Annotated in this window: 18 protein-coding genes; 7 read left to right on the top strand and 11 right to left on the bottom strand. The window is 68.3% G+C overall.

What is annotated here, in order from left to right:
• The first annotated feature begins 7 nt into the window (after positions 1 to 7).
• Genes GO592_RS31360 through GO592_RS31350 form a run of 3 tightly spaced genes read left to right on the top strand, consistent with a single transcriptional unit; the run spans position 8 to position 3,072 of the window.
• Entirely contained in the window at positions 8 to 1,291 is a 1,284-nt protein-coding gene (locus GO592_RS31360) for an MFS transporter (RefSeq protein WP_007301453.1), read from the top strand.
• Positions 1,288 to 2,280 carry a bile acid:sodium symporter family protein gene (locus GO592_RS31355; protein ID WP_007301452.1) on the top strand — a complete coding sequence of 331 codons (993 nt, stop codon included), beginning with the start codon at positions 1,288 to 1,290 and terminating at the stop codon, positions 2,278 to 2,280. The genes GO592_RS31360 and GO592_RS31355 overlap by 4 nt, the downstream gene beginning before the upstream one ends.
• 9 nt (positions 2,281 to 2,289) lie before the next feature.
• A complete protein-coding gene (locus tag GO592_RS31350) occupies positions 2,290 to 3,072 on the top strand; it encodes a Mut7-C RNAse domain-containing protein (protein ID WP_007301451.1) in 783 nt (260 codons plus the stop codon).
• Here GO592_RS31350 and GO592_RS31345 read toward each other — a convergent pair.
• From GO592_RS31345 to GO592_RS31335, 3 genes are all read right to left on the bottom strand, one after another.
• Entirely contained in the window at positions 3,060 to 3,236 is a 177-nt protein-coding gene (locus tag GO592_RS31345) for a hypothetical protein (protein WP_007301450.1), read from the bottom strand. The genes GO592_RS31350 and GO592_RS31345 overlap by 13 nt on opposite strands.
• An 82-nt stretch (positions 3,237 to 3,318) precedes the next feature.
• Positions 3,319 to 3,924 carry a YqgE/AlgH family protein gene (locus tag GO592_RS31340; RefSeq protein WP_005249144.1) on the bottom strand — a complete coding sequence of 202 codons (606 nt, stop codon included), beginning with the start codon at positions 3,922 to 3,924 and terminating at the stop codon, positions 3,319 to 3,321.
• Positions 3,925 to 3,991: 67 nt separating this feature from the next.
• Entirely contained in the window at positions 3,992 to 4,687 is a 696-nt protein-coding gene (locus GO592_RS31335) for a TetR/AcrR family transcriptional regulator (protein ID WP_007301449.1), read from the bottom strand.
• Positions 4,688 to 4,830: 143 nt separating this feature from the next.
• Between GO592_RS31335 and GO592_RS31330 the strand changes: the two genes are divergently transcribed.
• Both GO592_RS31330 and GO592_RS31325 read left to right on the top strand, forming a co-directional pair.
• Complete coding sequence (locus tag GO592_RS31330; RefSeq protein WP_007301448.1) at positions 4,831 to 5,772, top strand: NAD-dependent epimerase/dehydratase family protein; 942 nt, start codon at positions 4,831 to 4,833, stop codon at positions 5,770 to 5,772.
• A gap of 10 nt (positions 5,773 to 5,782) precedes the next feature.
• On the top strand, positions 5,783 to 7,081 hold the full coding sequence (locus GO592_RS31325) for an MFS transporter (RefSeq protein WP_007301447.1): 1,299 nt from the start codon (positions 5,783 to 5,785) through the stop codon (positions 7,079 to 7,081).
• 8 nt (positions 7,082 to 7,089) lie between these two features.
• On the opposite strand, the gene GO592_RS31320 is transcribed toward GO592_RS31325, so the two are convergent.
• Both GO592_RS31320 and GO592_RS46650 read right to left on the bottom strand, forming a co-directional pair.
• Positions 7,090 to 7,500 (bottom strand): PaaI family thioesterase, encoded by a 411-nt coding sequence (locus GO592_RS31320; RefSeq protein WP_005263525.1) that lies wholly within the window; start codon positions 7,498 to 7,500, stop codon positions 7,090 to 7,092.
• Positions 7,497 to 7,913 carry a hypothetical protein gene (locus tag GO592_RS46650; RefSeq protein ID WP_007301446.1) on the bottom strand — a complete coding sequence of 139 codons (417 nt, stop codon included), beginning with the start codon at positions 7,911 to 7,913 and terminating at the stop codon, positions 7,497 to 7,499. Before GO592_RS46650 ends, GO592_RS31320 begins: the two co-directional genes overlap by 4 nt.
• A gap of 214 nt (positions 7,914 to 8,127) precedes the next feature.
• Between GO592_RS46650 and GO592_RS31310 the strand changes: the two genes are divergently transcribed.
• A complete protein-coding gene (locus GO592_RS31310; RefSeq protein ID WP_007301445.1) occupies positions 8,128 to 9,663 on the top strand; it encodes a DUF4185 domain-containing protein in 1,536 nt (511 codons plus the stop codon).
• Between the two features lie 21 nt (positions 9,664 to 9,684).
• Here GO592_RS31310 and GO592_RS31305 read toward each other — a convergent pair whose 3' ends face one another.
• From GO592_RS31305 to GO592_RS31280, 6 genes are all read right to left on the bottom strand, one after another.
• The gene (locus tag GO592_RS31305; RefSeq protein WP_007301444.1) at positions 9,685 to 10,764 is read right to left on the bottom strand and encodes a sulfate/molybdate ABC transporter ATP-binding protein; all 1,080 of its coding nucleotides are present in this window, start codon (positions 10,762 to 10,764) and stop codon (positions 9,685 to 9,687) included.
• Positions 10,761 to 11,567 (bottom strand): ABC transporter permease, encoded by an 807-nt coding sequence (locus GO592_RS31300; protein ID WP_005263520.1) that lies wholly within the window; start codon positions 11,565 to 11,567, stop codon positions 10,761 to 10,763. The genes GO592_RS31305 and GO592_RS31300 overlap by 4 nt, the downstream gene beginning before the upstream one ends.
• Positions 11,564 to 12,373 carry a molybdate ABC transporter substrate-binding protein gene (modA, locus tag GO592_RS31295; RefSeq protein ID WP_007301443.1) on the bottom strand — a complete coding sequence of 270 codons (810 nt, stop codon included), beginning with the start codon at positions 12,371 to 12,373 and terminating at the stop codon, positions 11,564 to 11,566. The genes GO592_RS31300 and modA overlap by 4 nt, the downstream gene beginning before the upstream one ends.
• A complete protein-coding gene (locus GO592_RS31290) occupies positions 12,370 to 12,774 on the bottom strand; it encodes a TOBE domain-containing protein (RefSeq protein ID WP_005263518.1) in 405 nt (134 codons plus the stop codon). Before GO592_RS31290 ends, modA begins: the two co-directional genes overlap by 4 nt.
• Before the next feature lie 86 nt (positions 12,775 to 12,860).
• Complete coding sequence (locus GO592_RS31285) at positions 12,861 to 16,997, bottom strand: bifunctional nitrate reductase/sulfite reductase flavoprotein subunit alpha (RefSeq protein WP_007301442.1); 4,137 nt, start codon at positions 16,995 to 16,997, stop codon at positions 12,861 to 12,863.
• Positions 16,998 to 17,255: 258 nt separating this feature from the next.
• Positions 17,256 to 18,707: a CCA tRNA nucleotidyltransferase gene (locus GO592_RS31280; protein ID WP_007301441.1), complete on the bottom strand. Its 1,452-nt coding sequence runs from the start codon at positions 18,705 to 18,707 to the stop codon at positions 17,256 to 17,258.
• Between the two features lie 149 nt (positions 18,708 to 18,856).
• On the opposite strand from GO592_RS31280, the gene GO592_RS31275 reads away from it, so the two are divergent.
• Positions 18,857 to 19,432 carry an NUDIX hydrolase gene (locus tag GO592_RS31275; RefSeq protein WP_005572816.1) on the top strand — a complete coding sequence of 192 codons (576 nt, stop codon included), beginning with the start codon at positions 18,857 to 18,859 and terminating at the stop codon, positions 19,430 to 19,432.
• Position 19,433: the final 1 nt, after the last annotated feature.

Genomic DNA, 19,433 nt, shown 5'->3' with positions numbered 1-19,433 from the left:
ACGTCCCATGTATTCGGACAGCCTGAGGAGGCGACCCCACACGTCCACGTCAACCGCTCACGCCGACACCGTCCCGATCGTCACCGCCCGCACCACCAGCCGCCACTTCCACGGCCTGAACTACCTCCTCGTCGTGCTGCTCCTCGGTGCCAACATCCCCACGGCGCTGTACGCGCTCTACCGCCACGAGTTCGGATTCACCCCGCTGGTCCAGACGCTGATCTTCGCCGTCTACGTCGCCGGACTGCTTCCCTCGCTGCTGTTCTTCGGCCCGCTGTCCGACGCCCTGGGACGCCGTTTCGTGTTGCTGGCCGCCATCTCCTTCAGCGCGCTGGGCGCCGTGGTCCTCGCGTTCGCCGACTCGACCCTCTGGCTGTTCTTCGGCCGAATCGCCCAGGGCATCGCCGTCGGCGCGTGCTCGGCCGCCGGGTCCGCCGCCCTCATCGAGCACGAACCGGCCCGGAACCTGCGCCGGGCGGGTCTCGCCGCCACCCTCACCACCGCGCTCGGTGCGTCGCTGGGCCCGCTGTTCGGCGGGGCCGTCGCGCAGTACCTGCCGCACGCCCTGGTCCTGCCGTACGTGCTGTTCGCGCTGGCACTCCTGCCCGCGCTGATCATGGTGCTGCTGCTCCCCGCACCCACCGGCGGGCAGTCACGACCCACCCAGGTGTTCCAGGTCCCGCACGTCCCCGCACCCATCCGTCAGGTGTTCTGGCTGTCCTCCCTCGGCGTCGCGCTGGCGTGGGGCGCCGTCGGCCTGTTCCAGTCGGTGGTCCCGACGTGGATCATCGGCCTGCTCGGCGTGAGCAACCTCGTGGTCGCCGGCGGTGCCGCCGCACTGGTCATGATCTGCTCGGTGACAGCGCAACTCGTGGCCAATCGGCTCGGAACCGTACTCTGCCGAACCCTGGGCATCGGCGCCGTCGGCGCAGGCATGATCGGGTTGCTCGTCGTCGACTTCGTGCCGTCCCTCGCCCTGCTGTGCGCCGTGACCGTCATCGTCGGTGTGGGACACGGTCTCTCGTTCGCCGGAGCGATGCGGGCCGTGGGTGCCGCCGCCGCGGAGCACGCCCCCGACGCCCAGGGCGGGACGCTCGCCGCGTTCTTCACCGTCGGCTACGTCGGTCTCGCCGTGCCGTCCATCTGCGCGGGCATCGCCATCACCGTCCAGGGCATGCACGTGGCCATCATCGAACTCGCGATCATCGGCGCCGTCCTGTGCGGCGTCCTCGCGGTGCTGAGCGTCCGCACGAAGGGTCGTGACGACGCCGCTCTACCCTTGGCGCAGTGAAATTTCTCAGCCGGTTCCACCTCGACGGGTTCGTCCTCGGCATCGTCGCCGTGGCGATCCTGGGGAGCGTGTTCCCGGTGTCGGGGACCGGTCAGACGGTGCTCGACTGGGCCACCCGGATCGCGATCGGCATCCTGTTCCTGCTGTACGGCGCGCGGCTGTCGCCGCAGGAGGCGCTGAAGGGGCTGAAACACTGGCGGCTGCATTCGGTCGTGTTCGCCGCGACGTTCGTGCTCTTCCCGCTGATCGGGCTCGCGCTGCGCATCCTCGTGCCGGGGGTGCTCAGCGAGGACCTGTACACCGGCATCCTGTACCTGTGCCTGGTTCCGTCGACGGTCCAGTCGTCGATCGCGTTCACGTCCATCGCGAAGGGCAACGTGGCCGGGGCGATCGTGAGCGCGTCGTTCTCCAATCTCATCGGTGTGTTCGTGACACCGGCGCTGGTGATCCTGCTGATGAACACCACCGGCGACGCCCACGTCGATTTCTCGTCGATCCTCGACATCGTGCTGCAGCTTCTCCTGCCGTTCTTCGTCGGCCAGCTGATCCGGCCGCTCGTCATCGACTGGTTGCAGAAGCACTCCGAGCCCACCCGGATCGTGGATCGCGGCTCGATCTTCCTCGTGGTCTTCTCGGCGTTCAGCGCGAGCATGAACGAGGGAATCTGGCACACCGTGACGGTCTGGCAGGTGATCGGTGTCGTGCTGGTGTGCTGCGTCGTCCTCGCGGTCGTGCTCGCCGTCACGGCCCTGGCCGGCCGGAAGCTGGGATTCTCCGTTCCCGACCGGATCGTCATCGTCTTCTGCGGATCGAAGAAGAGTCTCGCGACGGGTCTGCCGATGGCCTCGGTCCTGTTCGTGGGACAGCCGGTGGGGCTGATCGTGCTGCCGCTGATGATCTTCCACCAGATCCAGCTGATCGTCTGCGCCGCGCTCGCGCAGCAGTATTCGAAGCGCAGCCGCGAGGAGTCGGCCAGTACTGTGGCATGAGGACGTGAAATGCCGATGCCCGAGCCACTTCGTCACTGCGAATTCCGCTTCTACGAGGAGCTGAACGACTTTCTGCCGCCGGTGCGGCGCAAGCACACTTTCGAGCACGAGTTCGACGGCACCCCGTCGGTGAAGGACCGGATCGAGGCGCTGGGCGTCCCGCACACCGAGGTGGATCTGATCCTCGTCGACGAGGTGTCCGTCGATTTCGCCCACCTGCTGCGCGGCGGCGAACGCGTCGCGGTGTACCCGATGTTCGAGCGACTCGATCTGACCGGAGTCACGAAACTGCGTCCCCGACCGCTGCGGGACCCGACGTTCGTGCTCGACGTGCATCTCGGCCGCCTCGCCCGCTACCTCCGCCTGCTGGGCTTCGACACCCGTTACCGCAACGACTTCGCCGACCCGGAACTGGTGGACATCTCCCTGTCCGAGCATCGCATCGTCCTGACCCGGGACACCGGCCTACTCAAGAGGTCGGCGCTCACCCACGGCGCGTTCCTGCACGAAACGGACCCACGCCGGCAGTTGCGGGAAGTGCTGGACCGCTTCGACCTTCGGTCGCGGATCTCGCCGTTCACCCGGTGCGCGCGCTGCAACGGGCTTCTCGCGCCGGTTCCCCGTGCCGAGGCGCTCGCCGAGGCACCACCGGGCGTCGCGGGCAACGAACACGAGTTCAGCCGGTGCCGGGACTGTGCGCAGCTGTACTGGCCGGGCAGCCATCTTCCGAAGCTGCGCCGACGCCTGTCGGAGGTCGGGGTGACGCTCGAGGTGGGTTCTCAGGATGCGTGACGCAGCTGCTCGGCGAACTCCGCCGAGCACACGCAGTCGCCGAATTCGTCGCAGTCGATGATCAGTGCGTGCCGGCCCTCGGACAACTCGACGCACGACTCGTCCGTGCATTCTGCTCCGTAGAGCGTGTGCACGATCAATGTTCCGTGACAGGTGTCGATCACGTGTGCTGTCCTCCTCACTTCGTTCCCCACCTCTGTTGATACCACCCGTCCCCGACAGTCCAGGGACGTGCGCGGGGTGTGTCTAGTTGCGCTCGACGTCGATCGGGTGGGTGGCGAGCAGGGCGAGGGGGAGCGGCTGCCGGCGCAGCACCTGCGCCCACACGTCGACCCGGGCGGGAGCGACCACGTCCGACGCGAGCGCCGAGATGACGATCCAGTCGTCGCGCTGGAGTTCCGAGTCGAGCTGACCGTACGTCCATCCCGAGTAGCCGGCGAAGATCCGGACACCCTCCACCAGCGGGGCGATGACCTCGGGGTCGGAGTCGAGATCCACCATCACCACGCGGCCGTGGACCCGGCGCAGACCCGCGACACCGTCGGGCTGCGCGCCGGTGCGCAGTGTCGCCAGGCACAGTGCGGCGTCCCGTTTGACGGGACCGCCGACGTACAACGCGGACGGGCGCGCGGCGAGCGGCGCCCACTGTGGCAGCACGTCGTGCACCGCGGTTTCGCTGGGACGGTTGATGACCACGCCGAGGCTGCCGGCGTCGTTGTGCTCGATGACATAGATCACGGTGCGACGGAATGCGGGTTCGACGAGATCTGTGGACGAGACCAACAGGCTGCCGGGCCGGACCACCGGTTCCGTCGACGCCGTTCGATCTTCGGGTTCTTCTGCGTGCGCCACCTGAACATCATCCCACCGCGGCGGACGCGATGTGACGGAGGACGCGACCTGCGTCCGGTTCGCCGCTTTACGCCGCCGGCAGCCCCGCCGTCTCGGCCAGGACCGCGAGGTGGTGCTCGAACAGTGCCCCCGGTGTGGTGAACGTGTCGGCGCCGTACTGCCCGAACACCTCGAAGTTCACAGCCCCGAACAGCGCCGACCAGACCAGCACGCCGCGGGCGAGCAGATGGTCGGGGGTGGTGAGTCCGAGTTCGGCGCGGATGCGGTCGAGGTCTGCCGCGAGCTCGTCGTCGATGGGCGCCGCCGCGGCCGCCTCGAGCTTGCCCGCCCGGAACGCGTTGTCGAAGATCCCGACGAGTGCGTAGATCACCCGTGTCCCCGGGGTCGTGGTCTGCTCGCCGGGCGCGTGGTAGCCGGGAACCGGGCTGCCGAACAGCAATCCGTAGCGGGCGGGCTCGCGCAGCGCCCACTCGCGCACCGCACGGCCGAGCGCCAGGAACTGTTCCCGCGGTTGGGCTGCGGAGGCCACGGCCGCCTCCGCGGCGTCGCCGAGTTCGTTGTATCCGTCGACGACGAGCAGCGTCAGCAGTTCGTCGCGGCTCTTGACGTACCGGTAGACGGCGGACGACACGACGCCGAGGTCCCGTGCGACGGCCCGCAGCGACAGGGCAGCGGCGCCGACCGCGGCCAGCTGTTCGCGTCCGATCCTCGTGATGTCCTGCAGCGTCTGCTCGCGGGCGCGTTCTCGTGGTGTTCCTGGCATGGGGTTCAGCGTGGCAATTTCCGAGAGCGGTGTCAACAAACGAGAGCATTGCTCTTGACAATGCGGTCGAACGGGAGCATTCTCGAATCAGACAGAGAGCAGTGCTCTCGAATCGCCGAAATCGACTCACAGCAGGAGCGGACATGTCGAACATCGAGATCGTCACCGGAGCGGGACCCGTCGGCTTGACCGTCGCCCTGCAGCTCGCCGAACAGGGACGGCAGGTGCGGGTCCTCACCCGCTCGGGCAGCGGCCCGGACCATCCCCTGATCGAGCGGCGGAAGGTCGACGTCTCCGACGCCCACGCGCTGCGTGAGGCATTCGACGGAGCAGTCGCCGTCTACCACTGCATCCACGCCGCCTACAGCGCCGACGCGTGGGAGCGCGAACTCCCCGCCGCCGAGCAGACCGTGCTCGAGGCCGCCGGCCACGTGGGCGCCGTCGTCGTGTTCCCCGAGAGCCTCTACTCGTACGACACGTCGCAGCAGCCGATGACCGAGCACACCCCGCGGTCGGCCGACTCCGGTAAGCGCGGCGTCCGGACCCGGCTGCTGAAGGCCCGCGCCGAGTCCTCGACCCCCACCGTGAGCGTCGTCGCGTCCGACTTCTTCGGACCGCAGGTGCTGAACGCACACGCCGGCGAGCGCATGGTGCCCGTCGTCCTCGCGGGCAAGACAATGCGCGTCCTCGGTTCCGCCGACCTGCCCCACTCGTTCACGTACGTTCCCGACTTCGCGGCCGCGATGATCGTCGCCGCCCACGACCGTGCGCTGTGGAACTCGGTGCTGCACGCACCGACCGTCCCGGCCGTCACCCAGCGGCAGATGGTCGAGGCCTACGCGAAGGCCGGCGGGGTTCCCGTCCCGAAGGTGGGCACCCTGCCCGGCTGGGTGATCCGCGGCGGCGGGCTCGTGCACCAGGGCAGCCGCGAGCTGGCCGAGATGCTGTACCAGTTCGAGGAGCCGTTCGTGATGGACTCGTCCGAGAGCGAGGCCCGGCTCGGACTGACCCCGACGCCACTGGACCGGGCCGCCGAGGAGACCGTCCGGTGGTGGCAGGACAGGTCGGTCGCGGCCGCCGGATAGGCTCCTGTGAATGGCGAAACAGCTCGGCGACCGGCGCGAGGCGTGGCGCAGAACGGCGTACACCCTCCGGCGGTCGCCCGGGCTGGCCCGTCTCGCGACGGTGCGATTCGCCAGTCAGCTGGGCGACGGCATGTTCCAGACCGCGCTCGGCGGCGCGATTCTGTTCAACCCGGAGCGCGCTACGGATCCCGTCACGATCGCCGCCGGTTTCGCGGTACTGCTGCTCCCGTACTCGGTGATCGGACCGTACGCGGGCGCGCTCCTCGACCGCTGGGATCGCCGCGCCGTGCTGCTGTGGGCGAATGTTCTGCGCGGACTGCTGATTCTGGTGACGGCCGTATTGCTGGAGACCGGGACCGGTGAGTCCGCGCTCCTCCTCCTCGCCCTCGCCGCCATCGGCGTGAGCCGGTTCGTTCTCGCGGGAGTCTCGGCGGCGCTGCCGCGAGTGGTGCACCGGTCCTGGCTCGTGGCCACCAATTCGGTGCTCGCCACCACGGGCTCCGTCCTCGCCGCACTCGGAGCCGCGACATCGGTCGCCATCATCTCCCTCGTGGGCGCCGGCGACCGCGGCTCGGGAATCGCCGTCGCGGCAGCCGCCTGCGGTTCCGCGGTGGCCGCGTTCGCTGCGTCGCGCTTCCACCATCGGCTCCTCGGTCCGCACGCCGACGAGAAGCCCGCACACGGGGCGGTCCGCGCCGTCGCCGCCGGACTGCGCACCGGAGCGGTCGCGGTGTGGCGGTCACCGGGCGTCACGACCGCGATGATCGGAATAGGCACGCACCGGATCGTTTTCGGTGTCAACACGCTGATCATGGTTCTGGTGCTCCGCGACACCGCCACCGTCAGCGCCCTGCCCGGCGGTCTGGCCGGGTTCGGTGTCGCGGTCGGCGCCACCGCCGCGGGCATGCTGCTGGCGGCGATCTCGACACCGTTCCTGATCCCGCGCGTCGGACGGTCCCGCACCATCGTCGGCGGCCTGATTCTCGCCCTCCTCGTGCAGTGCACGCTCGTCGCGATCCTCACGCAGGCGTCGCTGCTGTGCGGCGCGCTCCTCCTCGGATTCGCCGGGCAGTCCATCAAACTCACCGGGGACGCGGCGATGCAGATCGAGATCGAGGACGACCGCCGGGGACAGGTGTTCGCGCTGCAGGACACGGTGTTCAACGTGGCCTTCATCGCGTCGATCGCCGCGGCCTCCCTCGTGATCGCCCCCGACGGCCGATCACTCGGACTGGTACTCGCGGGTGGCGCGGCCTACGGCCTCGGACTGCTCGGCATCCTGCTCAACTCCCGGCGCGAACCTGCCTGAGAACCGGGCTATTTCGACCCCGGCATGGGCACGTTCTGCAATCGGACCTGACCGCGAGCCACCTCCTTCCCGGTGTCGGTCGCGGTGATCACCACCGACCACAACTGCTGCACCCGGCCCTGCTGGATGGGCACCGCGACCACGTCGACCCGCCCCTCGGTGCGGGCCCGCAGGAAGTCGGTGCCGTTGTGCACGCCCACCGCGAACTCACCACGGTCGGCGACCGCGGTACTCGCGCCGATGCTCGCGGCCGATTCGACCGCCGTCGTGTAGACGCCGCCATGCACCACGCCCCAGGGTGTGTGGTGGTCGGTGGACAGGTCGATGTGGCCGACGACCTTCGTCCCGGACACCTCGTCGAGTTCCAGGCCGGCAGCGGCGACGAAGGCGCTCGCCGCCTCCCGCGTCAGATCGGTCATGGTGTGTTCCCCTCATCGGACACTCGGTTAGTTTGAAATCCCAACCCACCTTGCCCGGCGTCGGCCCTGACGTCAATGGTCCCGGCGGCGCCGATCATCGGATCGGGGCGCCACGTGTGTACCGCCGCGATCACCGGTGGCTCGGCCATCGTCATCTCCACATTCCACGTCCCGTTGCCGGACGGGTCGGTGAAATAGCGGGCCCCGTCGTCGGCGTCGTAGTCGAGCACCGACCGATCGGCCACGCCGTCGCCGTCCGAATCCCACATCGCGTCGTCGAGAAGGCCGTCACCGTCGAAATCCAAGCGCACGGCGTCGACACCGCCGGACGACCCCAGGTCGAGATCGGCGGGTGACGTCCACGCCGTCGGGGCGTCGGCACCGGTTCCGAACGAATACTCGAGAGGATCCATATGAAGGTATGACGCAGCGGAATCGGATCCGGTTCCACCCGCACCTGAAGAAGTTTCCCTCGCGACAGTGAGACCGCACTGTGACCGGACGGGCCGGGCTCGTGCGCTGAGGATGCCGTCGCCGGGTGTTATCTTCAACTCGAACGTGCAGGTCGGTCCGCCATCACTCCGACCACCGATCTGGAGGGGTCCCGTGGTCGAGAAGTCATGGTCTGTGGCCGGAGTGCCGCTGTGCGTCGCCGCCGTCGTGGCCGCGACGATCGGCTTCACCGCTGCCCCCGCCTCGGCCGAAACCACTCCGTGGCTGCCCGTGAACGCGTGCGGCGAGACCGGTTTCAACCCGGCGAAGGAACCGCCGAGTCCGGGCGGCGGCCCACTGCTTCCGCCCATTCCCCCGGCCGTGAGCATCCCGATCCCGTACCCCGACTTCGTGCCCGTGCCGGTCCCCGGACCGACCGCCGACCAGACGCGTGTCGCCCAGGACCTTCCCGCCGACCCATGCGCAGACCCGTGCCCCGACCTCACCGATCCGGTCGACGAACCGGAGACCGATCCCGGGTCCTCCGGTTCCGCAGGCTCTTCCGGCTCCGCGGGGTCGTCGGGTTCGTCCGGCTCGAGTGCGCTGCCCATACCGAAGATCTCCATCGATCCGCGTCCCGAAACCATTCCCATCCCCGTTCCCGGCGGCCCCGGACCCGAACCGCAGCCGGCGCCGCCCGTCCAGATCAACCCGGCCGAACGGGGTTTCCTCACCGCACCCGTGGCGAAGCCGGAGGTCGGCGATGTCCGGCTGGTGTCGCAACTGACGGGCCGCGGTTCGGAAAACCGCACGGACAAGCGCTGGCAGGTCGACGGCACCGACCTCGGCATCACCTGGGAGACGAAGCCGGGCGAGGTCGCGGTCGCGTTCGGCGACACGTTCGGCAAGGACTGGGCTCCGCCCGGCGCGTTCGGCGAGGACTGGCGGAGCAACGTTCTCGGCCACAGCACCGACACCGACCTGTCGGACGGCATGACCATCGACAGCATGGTCCAAGACAGCCGGTGCCATGCCGCCGAGATCATCGACAGCAGGCACATCAACAACTTCGAGACCACCACCATCCCCACGTCGGGGTTCGCGATCGGTGACCGTCAGTACCTCAGCTACATGTCGGTGAAGCGCTGGAGCATGGTCCCCGGCATGTGGTACACGAACTACGGCGGCATCGCCTACTCCGACGACAACGGGCAGACCTGGACCAAGGACCAGCACGCCAAGTGGGACAACATCTTCGGCGCCCGATTCCAGGTGTCCGCGATGGTGCCGCAGGGCGACTACGTGTACATGTTCGGCACCCCCAACGGGCGGATCGGCACCATCGGCCTGGCCCGGGTGCCGGTCGATCAGGTCCTCAACACCACGTCGTACCAGTACTGGTCGGACGGCACGTGGACCCCGGTGTCCCAGCACCTCGCGACCCCCATCGTCGGTGGGGTTGCCAGCGAACTGTCCGTCCGCTACGACGCGACCGCGGGCACCTGGTTGATGAGCTACCTCGAACCCGTCGGCGGCTCGATCATCCTGCGGCGGTCGTCGAGCCCGCAGGGTGCGTGGTCGGCCGGCGCGACGCTCGTCGACACGGCCGACTACCCGATGGCCTACGGCGGCTTCATGCATCCGTGGTCGACGGACAAGGATCTGTATTTCACGATCTCCGAGTGGGACAGCTACAACGTCTACCTGATGCACGCGTCTCTGCACCCGTGAGTACTTATTAACCGCCCGCGGTTAACAAGTACGCACGGCATGGAGGGCGACCTCGGTGGCCTTGACGACGAAGAACACGTCCAGGCCCGGCACCAGATCGAGCTCCGCGACGGACGCCGCCGTCACGTCGGCGCTGAGTTCGAACCGGCTTCCGGCTTCGGCGGCCCGCACCCGGACCGTCGGCCCACGCACCTCGATCTCCGAGATGGACACCCGGAAGACGTTGCGCGGACTGCCTTCCGGAGAGCGTCGGTGGACGGCCACCGAATGGGGAGCGAACACCGCGACCGCCGGCGCGCCCGGCACGAAATCCGCGTCGGGCAGACCGTGCAGCCGAACACCGGTCTCGGTCTCGAAGCCGTCCTGCGCCCCGAACACCGGAACCAGGTTGAGCCCGGCGATTCGCGCGGCGAACGCGCTGCGGGGCCGCGTCAGCACGTCTCGCACGGAGCCGAATTCGACCACCTGACCGCCCTCGACGACGATCACGCGGTCGGCCAGCGCCAGCGCGTCGAGGATGTCGTGGGTGACCACGACCGCGGTCCGGTTCCCTTCCCGCAGCACCCGCCGGAGCAGTACGCGCAGGGCGGGCGCCGCGGCCACGTCGAGGGCTGCCATGGGTTCGTCGAGCAGGAGGGCCTGGGGCTCGGCCGCGAGGGCCCGGGCCACCGCGACCCGCTGAGCCTGCCCCCCGGACAGCTCGTGCGGTCGGCGGTCGGCGAACTGCGTCGCATCCACTGCGTCCAGCCATTTCTCGGCGATCGCGCGCGCCTCCCGACGTCCCCGGCCGGCACTGCGCGGGGCGAACGCCACGTTGGCGGCCACCGTCAGATGCGGGAACAACAGCGCCTGCTGTGCGAGCAGCGCGACCCCGCGCCGGTGCGGGGGCACTGCGACGCCCCGGGTGGTGTCGGTGAGCACGCGACCGTTCAGTTCGACGCGTCCGACGTCGGGGCGCACCAGGCCGGCGACCACCGAGAGCGCCGTCGATTTCCCGGCGCCGTTCGGTCCGAGGACGGCCAGCACCTCACCCTCGCCGAGGTCGAATCCCACGTCGACGCCACGCGCATCCACCCGCGCCTCGACGCTCAGGCCGGTCACAGCGCGGCCCTCGACGCCCAGCCCCGCGAACCCACCACGATGAGCACCGCAACCACGACCAGCACCAGCGACAACGCCACGGCCGCATCGGCGTCGGTCTCCCGCTGCAGGTAGATTTCGAGCGGCAGCGTTCGCGTGACACCCTGCAGGCTGCCCGCGAATGTCAGCGTGGCCCCGAACTCGCCGAGCGCCCGCGCGAACGACAACACCGCCCCCGACACCAGCCCGGGCAGCACCAGCGGCAGTGTCACCCGCCGGAAGACGGTGGTGGGGCTCGCACCGAGTGTCGCGGCGGCGTGCTCGTACCGGCTGCCTGCGGTCCGGAGTGAACCCTCGAGGCTCACCACGAGGAACGGCAGCGCGACGAACGTCTGCGCGAGCACCACGGCCGTGGTGGTGAACGCGATGTGGATGCCCGCGACCTCGAGGTGCTGCCCGATCAGGCCCTTCCGGCCGAACGTGTACAGCAGGGCGATACCCCCGACCACCGGTGGAAGCACCAGCGGCAGGAGCACCAGCGACCGCAGCACGTGCAGTCCGCGAAAACTGCTGCGCGACAGCACTGCCGCCATCGGAACCCCCAGCAGGACGCACAGCACGGTGCTCAGCGCTGCGGTCCGCAGGCTCAGTTCCAGCGCCGCGAGTGAGGATTCCGACGTGACCAGCTGGAAGAACCGCGACCAGTCGACGCTCGCCAGCATCGCGAACAGCGGCAGGACGACGAACAGTCCGCCCAGTGCCGCCGGGACGAAGATCCAGCCCGGAAGCCCGGACGGGACCCTGACGCGCGCCGCCCGGATCACGGCTGGGCGAATCCGGCCTTCGCGAGCACAGCCTGACCGTCAGGTCCCGTGACGAGGTCGATGAAGCCCTGCGCCGCGTCCGGTGCCTTCGAAGCGGACAGCATCGCAATGGGATAGGTGTTCACTGCCTGCGCGGCCTCGGGGAATGCCACGGCTGTCATCTTGTCGCCGGCGCTCGCCGCGTCCGTGACATACACGAGGCCGGCGTCGGCCTGACCGGCTGTCACCTTGTTCAGCACATCCGTCACCGACGACTCCTCGCTGACCGGGCTGAGGTCGACACCCGACGCGGTCTCGACCTTCTGCGTCGCGGAACCGCACGGAACCTGCGGGGCACACGTGACCACCAGCGTCCCCTCACGGTTCAGATCCGCGAAGGACGTGATGCCCTTGGGGTTTCCGGGTGCCGTCACGATGGTCAGCGTGTTGGTGGCGAAGTCGACGGGACTGCCCTCGACGAGCCCGGCGTCGACCACCTTCGTCATGTTGGTGGTATCGGCGGACGCGAACACGTCGGCCGAGGCGCCCTGGTCGAGTTGAGCGGCGAGGTCGGAGGAACCCGCGAAGCTGAACTCCACGTGGGATCCGGGGTTCGCGGTCTCGTACATCTGGCCGAGTTCCGTGAACGTACTCTTCAGCGACGCCGCGGCGAACACCGTGATGTCGCCACCCGCTGCGGACGCGGACGTCGCCTCGGCGGAACCCGAAGCGCCGCCGTCGTCGTTCGAACCGCAGCCGGTGAGAAGGCCGAGACCGAGTGCGGCCGCAGCAATCCCCGTCGTGGCCCGCCGCCAGGACGACTTCATGAAACTTCTCCAGGTGTTTCGACGATCACCGTGGTCGACTTGACGACGGCTACCGCGACCTTGCCGGGCTCGAGCCCGAGGTCGCGCACGGCTTCACTGCTCATCAGGGAGACGACGCGGAAAGGCCCGCACTGCATCTCGACCTGGGCCATCACCGTGTCCATCACCACCGCGGTCACGATGCCGGTGAATCGGTTACGTGCCGAGGACTCCGATCCGAGCAGATCGGGCGACTTCGAGGCGTTGGCGCGCGCGAACTCGGCGAGTGCGGGGCCGTCGACGACCTTGCGGCCCGACTCGTCCTTCTCCGCCGCGAGGCTGCCGTTGTCGATCCACCGCCGGACTGTGTCGTCGCTGACGCCGAGCAGTTCTGCGGCTTGTCGTATCCGGATTCCCGTCATCCGAGAATTGTCCGCGCATGCGTCATGACCGACATCCTATGTCGGCAAATACGGACCGATCAAGTGCACCTTTCCGCAGATGCGGATCAGTACACGTCGCGCACGTATCGCTTGTCGGTCGCGAGCTGCTTCATGTACAGCTCGGTGTCTTCCTCGTCCAGGCGCCCGTGGGTGCGGACGACCTCACGGATCGTCTCGTCCACGTCCTTCGCCATGCGGCTCGCGTCGCCGCACACGTACAGGGACGCACCCTCCTGCATCCAGCCCCACAGCTTGGCGCCGTGCTCGCGAATGCGGTCCTGCACATAGATTTTCTGCCGCTGGTCCCGGGAGAACGCCGCATCGAGGTGGGTGAGAAATCCGTCGCGGTGCATAGCTTCCATCTCCTCGCGGTAGTAGAAGTCGGTAGCCTCGTGCTGCTCACCGAAGAACATCCAGTTCTTACCCGTGTGACCCAATTCGCGGCGTTCGTGCAGGAATCCGCGGAACGGAGCGATACCGGTGCCGGGACCGACCATGATCATCGGTGCGTCGGCAGCCTGCGGGGGACGGAAGTGCGCCGACTTCTGCACGAAGATCGGCACGTCGGCCTCGTCGCAGTGATCGGCGAGGAACGTCGAGCAGACCCCGGCGCGGTTCTTGCCCTCGTGGTTGTAGCGCACCGCGGAGACGGTCAACTGCACCTCACCCGGGTCGACCTTGGGGCTCGACGAGATCGAGTACAACCGCGGCTGGAGGCGCTTGAGGACGCTCAGCCACTCGTCCGCGTCGGCGTCGACCCCGTACTCCGCCAGCACGTCCATCGACTGCCGTCCCCACAGCCACTGCTGGAGCGCGATCTTGTTCTGCGGGCGGAGCAGCCGCGCCAGCTCGGTGTCCTGGGTGCGGCTCTGCACGAACCGCAGCAGCTCGGGGGTCACCTTCGTGATCTCGAGCTTCGTGCGCAGCGCCTCGCGCAGCGTCATCTCCGGCAGGTCCGGCAACGTGACAGGCGTGTCCGGGATCGACCGGGTGACCTTCAGCCACTCGTCGACAACGGCGTCGCTGTTGGTCGGCCAGACACCGAGAGCGTCGCCCGCCTCGTAGGAGAACTCCGGATCGCTCGCTTCGAAACCGAACTGCCGCACGTCCTTCGACGATCCGGCGGCGCTGAGCGGAATGTTCTTCGTCAATCGCGTGACCAACGGCGTCTTCCGTGTGAACGTCGCCGCCTTCTTCGCTGCGGGCCGGGCCGGCGCGGGTGCGGACGCCACCACGGTCGCACCGTCGGCCGCCGCACGCTCCCGGACCAGCTTCTGGACCTGGGTCAGCCACTGACGTGCCTGCTCCTCGTAGTCGGGTTCGCAGTCGACCCGCTCGGTGAGACGCTTCGCCTCCAGCTGCTCCAGCCGGGCGTCGATCCGCTTGCCGTGCCCGCAGAAGTCGTCGTAGTTGGAATCGCCGAAAGCCAGCACGGCATACCGGGTCTGCGACAGCTTCGGGGCCTCGTCGCTGCTGAGCGCGGACCAGAAGCTGCTGCCGTTGTCGGGAGCGTCGCCGTCCCCGAACGTGCTGGTGATGATCAGGAGGTCGCGGACGTCGGCGAGACCCGCGACGTCGTAGTCGTCCATGCTCATCAGGCGGGTGCCGTGGCCCGCCGCTTCGAGTTGTTCGGCACATTCGGCGGCGAACTCCTCGGCGTTGCCGGTTTGCGACGCCCACACCACCACCACCGGGTGCTGGACCGATCCAGTGTTCGCGTCCGGAACCACGGCACTCTGCGGAACGTCGGAACGGGAGAACAGCCCCGCCATCAGACCGTCCAGCCACACGCGCTTGGACCCGGAGATCGGTGCGCTTCGCGGAAGAACCGGAACGCCCTGGATCTCGGTGGACTGCAGCCCCGACAGCAGCCCGGCGAGGTACATGCGTTCGTGTTCGTCGAAAGTGGGGGAGGCGGAGTCGTCTAGGCCCAGGATGCGGCTCATCTCCGCGGCGGGCGAACCCTGCGCGAGGGTGAGCGCCCCGCCGGACTCCGGGACCTCCGGTGCCGCCACCGGGGCCACCCGGGTCAGGGAGACGGCGCACGCCTTGAACTCCGGCTGGAAGGACGTGGGATCGACGGCGTCGTTGGTGACGGCGTTGATGCTGAGGTACTCGCCGAACGAATCGTTCCAGTGGAACGGGGCGAAACACCCGCCGGGGAGGACACGGTCGCTGACGACGGCGGGAAGCACCGCGCGACCGCGCCGGGACGCCACCTCCACCTTGTCGCCTTCGGCGATCGAAAGCTTCTGCGCATCAGCCGGATTGATCTCGACGAACGGGCCGGAGTTCAGCTTGTTGAGCTTCGCCACCTTGCCCGTCTTCGTCATCGTGTGCCACTGGTGCTGCAGGCGACCGGTGTTGAGGACGAACGGGTAGTCGTCGTCGGGCATCTCGGCGGGCAGCATGTGCGGGCGCGGGAAGAAGGCGGCCTTGCCGCTCGCGGTGGCGAACGCGAGCCGGGGGAGTGAACCGTCGGGAGCGGACAGCAGCTTCTGGCTGACGCCGTCGTTGACGTAGCGGAGGGGGTTGCGGTCGGTGCGGTTGCCGGGCGGGCTCGGCCACTGCACCGGCGTCTCCCGCAGACGGTCGTAGGAGATGCCGCGAAGGTCGTAACCGGTCTTCGGATTCCAGGTGCGTTTGATCTCCTCGAACACGTCCTCCGAGGAGTCGTAGGTGAACGCGTCCGCGTATCCCATCTCGCAGGCGACGCGCGCGATGATCTGCCAGTCGGGCAGCGCCTGGCCGACCGGATCGACGGCCTGCTGCAACAGGGTGAGGTTGCGCTCGGAGTTGATCATCACCGAATCCGACTCCGCCCACAGCGCCCCCGGCAGCAGGATGTCGGCGTAACCGTTGGTCTCGGTGTCGAGGAAGACGTCCTGCGTGATCACGAGCTCGGCGGCCTCGAGACCCTCGATCACCGTCCGCCGGTTCGCCACGGTGGCAACGGGATTGGTGCAGATGATCCAGCAGGCCTTGATGTCACCCGCGACCATCCGCTCGAACATGTCGACGGTTCCGGTGCCGACCTCCGTGCGGATGCTGCCCTCCGGCAGCTCCCACAGATCCTCGATGAACGCCCGGTCGTCGGCGGCGAGCACCGACCGCTGCCCCGGCAGGCCGGGACCCATGTACCCCATCTCGCGGCCACCCATCGCGTTGGGCTGACCGGTGAGGGAGAACGGGCCGCTGCCCGGCCGGCAGATCGCACCGGTGGCCAGGTGCAGGTTGCAGATCGCGTTGGTGTTCCAGGTGCCGTGGGTGCTCTGGTTGAGGCCCATCGTCCAGCAGCTCATCCAGTTCTCGGCCTCACCGATCCACTGGGCGGCCTGACGGATGTCGGATTCGGGGATGCCGGTGATGTCCGCGACCTTCTCGGGGGTGTACTCCTCGAGGAACTCCGGGATCACCTCCCAGCCCTCGGTGAACTCGGCGATGAACTCGGGATCGGTGTGCCCGTTCTTCACGAGCAGGTGCAGCAGACCGTTGAGCAGCGCGAGGTCGGTGCCCGGCGCGATCTGCATGAACAGGTTCGACTTGTCGGCGGTCGCGTTGCGACGCGGATCGACGACGATCAGCTTGGCCCCGGCCTTGACGCGGTCCATCATCCGCAGGAACAGGATCGGGTGACAATCCGCCATGTTCGCGCCGATCACGAAGAACACGTCGGCCGAGTCGAAGTCCTGATACGAGCCGGGCGGGCCGTCCGCGCCCAGCGACTGCTTGTAGCCGGTGCCGGCGCTGGCCATGCACAGCCGCGAGTTGGACTCGATCTGGTTGGTGCCGACGAAGCCCTTCGCGAGCTTGGTGATCAGGTATTGCGCCTCGATGGACATCTGACCGGAGACGTAGAACGACAGGGCGTCCGGTCCGTGCTCGTCGAGTTGTTCCTTCAGCCGGCGCGCGGTCTCGCTGATGGCGGCGCCGACGTCGATCGAGGTGGGTGCCTCCCCGCGCTCGTCGCGGACGTATCCCGTTTCCATCCGGCCACCGGCCACCAGCATCTCGGCGCTCGTCGCACCCTTGGTGCACAGCCGCCCGAAGTTGGTGGGATGGTCCTTGTCGCCGGACGCCTTGAGCACGCGGCGCGCACCGGTCCCGGGATCGGTCCCGACCTCGAGCACCATGCCGCAGCCGACACCGCAGTACGAGCAGGCGGTCTTCACTGTGGAAGTCCCGGCTTTCTGCTGCTGCATCGACTAGCTCCTCACCTGCACGGTCGCCGCCTGTCCACCCGGCTCACGACCTGTATCAATGCTGCCGTGAACCGTGTTTCGTCGGGATTAACCCCCGTGAGCGTTCGGTGACGTCTCTCGCACCCGGGCGCGGGCACGGTGGTGATGTCGGCACGGCAGAATCACCAGATTATGTGACTGTCGTCACTTCAGGTTGCGTGGCCGCCCGAAAGCGGAGTAAGGAGAAGACGACGTCGACCCGAGCGGATCGGCGATCGGTCAGCCCTGCTGCGTGGCCCACCACGACAGCAGTTCGGCCTCGGCCTCGTCGCGGCTGAGCGGACCACGATCGAGCCGGAGCTCCTTCAGGTACTTCCAGGCCCTCCCGACGTCGGGGCCTGCGGGAATGCCGAGCAACTCCATGATCGCGTTGCCGTCGAGGTCGGGGCGCACCCGTGCGAGGTCTTCCTGCTCGGCGAGCCGGGCGATCCGCTCCTCGATGTCGTCGTACGTCGCCTGCAGGGCGGCCGCCCGCCGCTTGTTGCGGGTGGTGCAATCGGCGCGGACCAGCTTGTGCAGCCGCGGCAGCAGCGGGCCGGCATCCGTCACGTACCGGCGCACGGCGGAATCGGTCCACTGCCCCTTGCCGTAGCCGTGGAACCGCAGGTGGAGGAACACCAGCTGCGAGACGTCGTCGACCATCTGCTTCGAATACTTCAGCGCCCGCATCCGCTTGCGGACCATCTTCGCGCCGACCACCTCGTGGTGGTGGAAGCTCACGCCGCCGCCCGGCTCGTTGCGCTTCGTGTCCGGTTTGCCGATGTCGTGCAGCAGCGCCGCCCACCGCAACACCAGGTCGAGGTCGCCGTCCTCGAGGTCGACGGCCTGCTTCAGCACGGTCAGCGAGTGCCAGTACACGTCCTTGTGCTGGTGGTGCTCGTCGATCTCGAGCTTCATCTGCGGCACCTCGGGCAGCACGAAGTCGGCGAGACCCGTCTCGCACATCACGTTCATGCCGTCGATCGGGAATTCGCCGAGGATCAGCTTGTCGAGTTCGGCCCGCACGCGTTCGGCCGTGATCCGCTCGATCTGCGGCGCCATGTCGACGATGGCCTGATGCACGCGCTCGTGCAGGGTGAATCCCAGCTGGGACACGAACCGGGCGGCCCGCAACATGCGCAGCGGGTCGTCGTTGAAGGAGTTCTCCGGCGCCGACGGCGTGTCCAGCACCCCGGCCAGCAGCGCGTCCATGCCGCCCAGGGGGTCGACGAAGTCCTGCGAGCCGTCCGCACCGATCCGCACGGCCATCGCGTTGACCGTGAAATCGCGCCGCACCAGGTCGTCCTCGAGCTTCGTCCCGAACTGGACGACCGGATTGCGCGACACCCGGTCGTAGGCGTCGGCCCGATACGTCGTGATCTCGACCTGCTGACCCGCCTTGGTGGCGCTGATCGTCCCGAACTCGATGCCCGTGTCCCACTGGTTGTCGGCCCAGCCGGACAGCAGTTTCTGCACCCGCTCCGGGTGAGCGTCGGTGGTGAAGTCGAGGTCGGTGCCGAGGCGGCCCAGGATCGCGTCCCGGACAGTACCCCCCACCAGGTACAACTCGTGACCGGCGGCAGCGAACCTCTCACCGAGCGGCGTCAGGACTTCGGACAGCTCGCGCAGCGTCACCGCGGCGCCGGCAAGCAGTCGCGTACGGCGCTCGTCGTCGAGAGAAGGGGCAGTCACGTCCAGGAAGCTTACCGAGGTGCGCAAATAGCGAGATACGCATACACGCTGTCACCTCGCCGTTCGGTTCACCACAGGTCTGTCACGAAGCGTCTCGGTTCGGGTGCGGCGTTCCGGTGGAGACGGCAAAGCCAACTACTATCGATGGGGTGTCTGCTGCCGAACGTGCGAACAGGAGTCGCCGCAACTCGCGGCGGCGCGGCGCCGTCGGCAAACCCGCGAAACCCCACATGAGGACGGTTCGCGAAACCTCGGCGGGCGGGCTCGTCGTCAACGGTCTCGGCGGACCGCGGGAGAATCTGTGCGCCGCGCTGATCGGACGCACCGACCGACGCGGGCGGCTGCTGTGGTCGCTGCCCAAGGGACACATCGAGCAGGGCGAGACCGCCGAACAGACCGCGATGCGTGAGGTCGAGGAAGAGACCGGCATCCAGGGCACCGTCCTCGCGTCGCTCGGCAGCATCGACTACTGGTTCGTCACCGAGGGCCGGCGGGTCCACAAGACCGTCCACCACTATCTGCTGAGATGCCTCGGTGGGGAACTGTCGGACGAAGACGTGGAAGTCACCGAGGTAGCGTGGGTGCCGCTCGCCGAGCTGGGATCACGCCTGGCCTACGCAGACGAACGGAAACTCGCAGAAATCGCCGGTGACTTGATCTCGAAGATGACTACCACCCCGACCGCCCCCGACCTGAAGCTCCAGAAGGGGCCAGACGCCGGATGAG

This window comes from Rhodococcus sp. 21391, from assembly GCF_016772255.1.
Classification (GTDB): domain Bacteria; phylum Actinomycetota; class Actinomycetes; order Mycobacteriales; family Mycobacteriaceae; genus Rhodococcus_F; species Rhodococcus_F opacus.
This window is presented reverse-complemented; position numbering and strand designations above follow the sequence as displayed.

Bases quoted from the DNA above. Each gene is read 5' to 3' on its own strand.
- GO592_RS31320 (WP_005263525.1), bottom strand. From the start codon at position 7,500: ATGACCGATCTGACGCGGGAGGCGGCGAGCGCCTTCGTCGCCGCTGCC.
- GO592_RS31285 (WP_007301442.1), bottom strand. From the start codon at position 16,997: ATGCAGCAGCAGAAAGCCGGGACTTCCACAGTGAAGACCGCCTGCTCG.
- GO592_RS31350 (WP_007301451.1), top strand. From the start codon at position 2,290: ATGCCGATGCCCGAGCCACTTCGTCACTGCGAATTCCGCTTCTACGAG.
- modA (WP_007301443.1), bottom strand. From the start codon at position 12,373: ATGAAGTCGTCCTGGCGGCGGGCCACGACGGGGATTGCTGCGGCCGCA.
- GO592_RS31360 (WP_007301453.1), top strand. From the start codon at position 8: ATGTATTCGGACAGCCTGAGGAGGCGACCCCACACGTCCACGTCAACC.
- GO592_RS31330 (WP_007301448.1), top strand. From the start codon at position 4,831: ATGTCGAACATCGAGATCGTCACCGGAGCGGGACCCGTCGGCTTGACC.
- GO592_RS31325 (WP_007301447.1), top strand. From the start codon at position 5,783: ATGGCGAAACAGCTCGGCGACCGGCGCGAGGCGTGGCGCAGAACGGCG.
- GO592_RS31335 (WP_007301449.1), bottom strand. From the start codon at position 4,687: ATGCCAGGAACACCACGAGAACGCGCCCGCGAGCAGACGCTGCAGGAC.
- GO592_RS46650 (WP_007301446.1), bottom strand. From the start codon at position 7,913: ATGGATCCTCTCGAGTATTCGTTCGGAACCGGTGCCGACGCCCCGACG.
- GO592_RS31290 (WP_005263518.1), bottom strand. From the start codon at position 12,774: ATGACGGGAATCCGGATACGACAAGCCGCAGAACTGCTCGGCGTCAGC.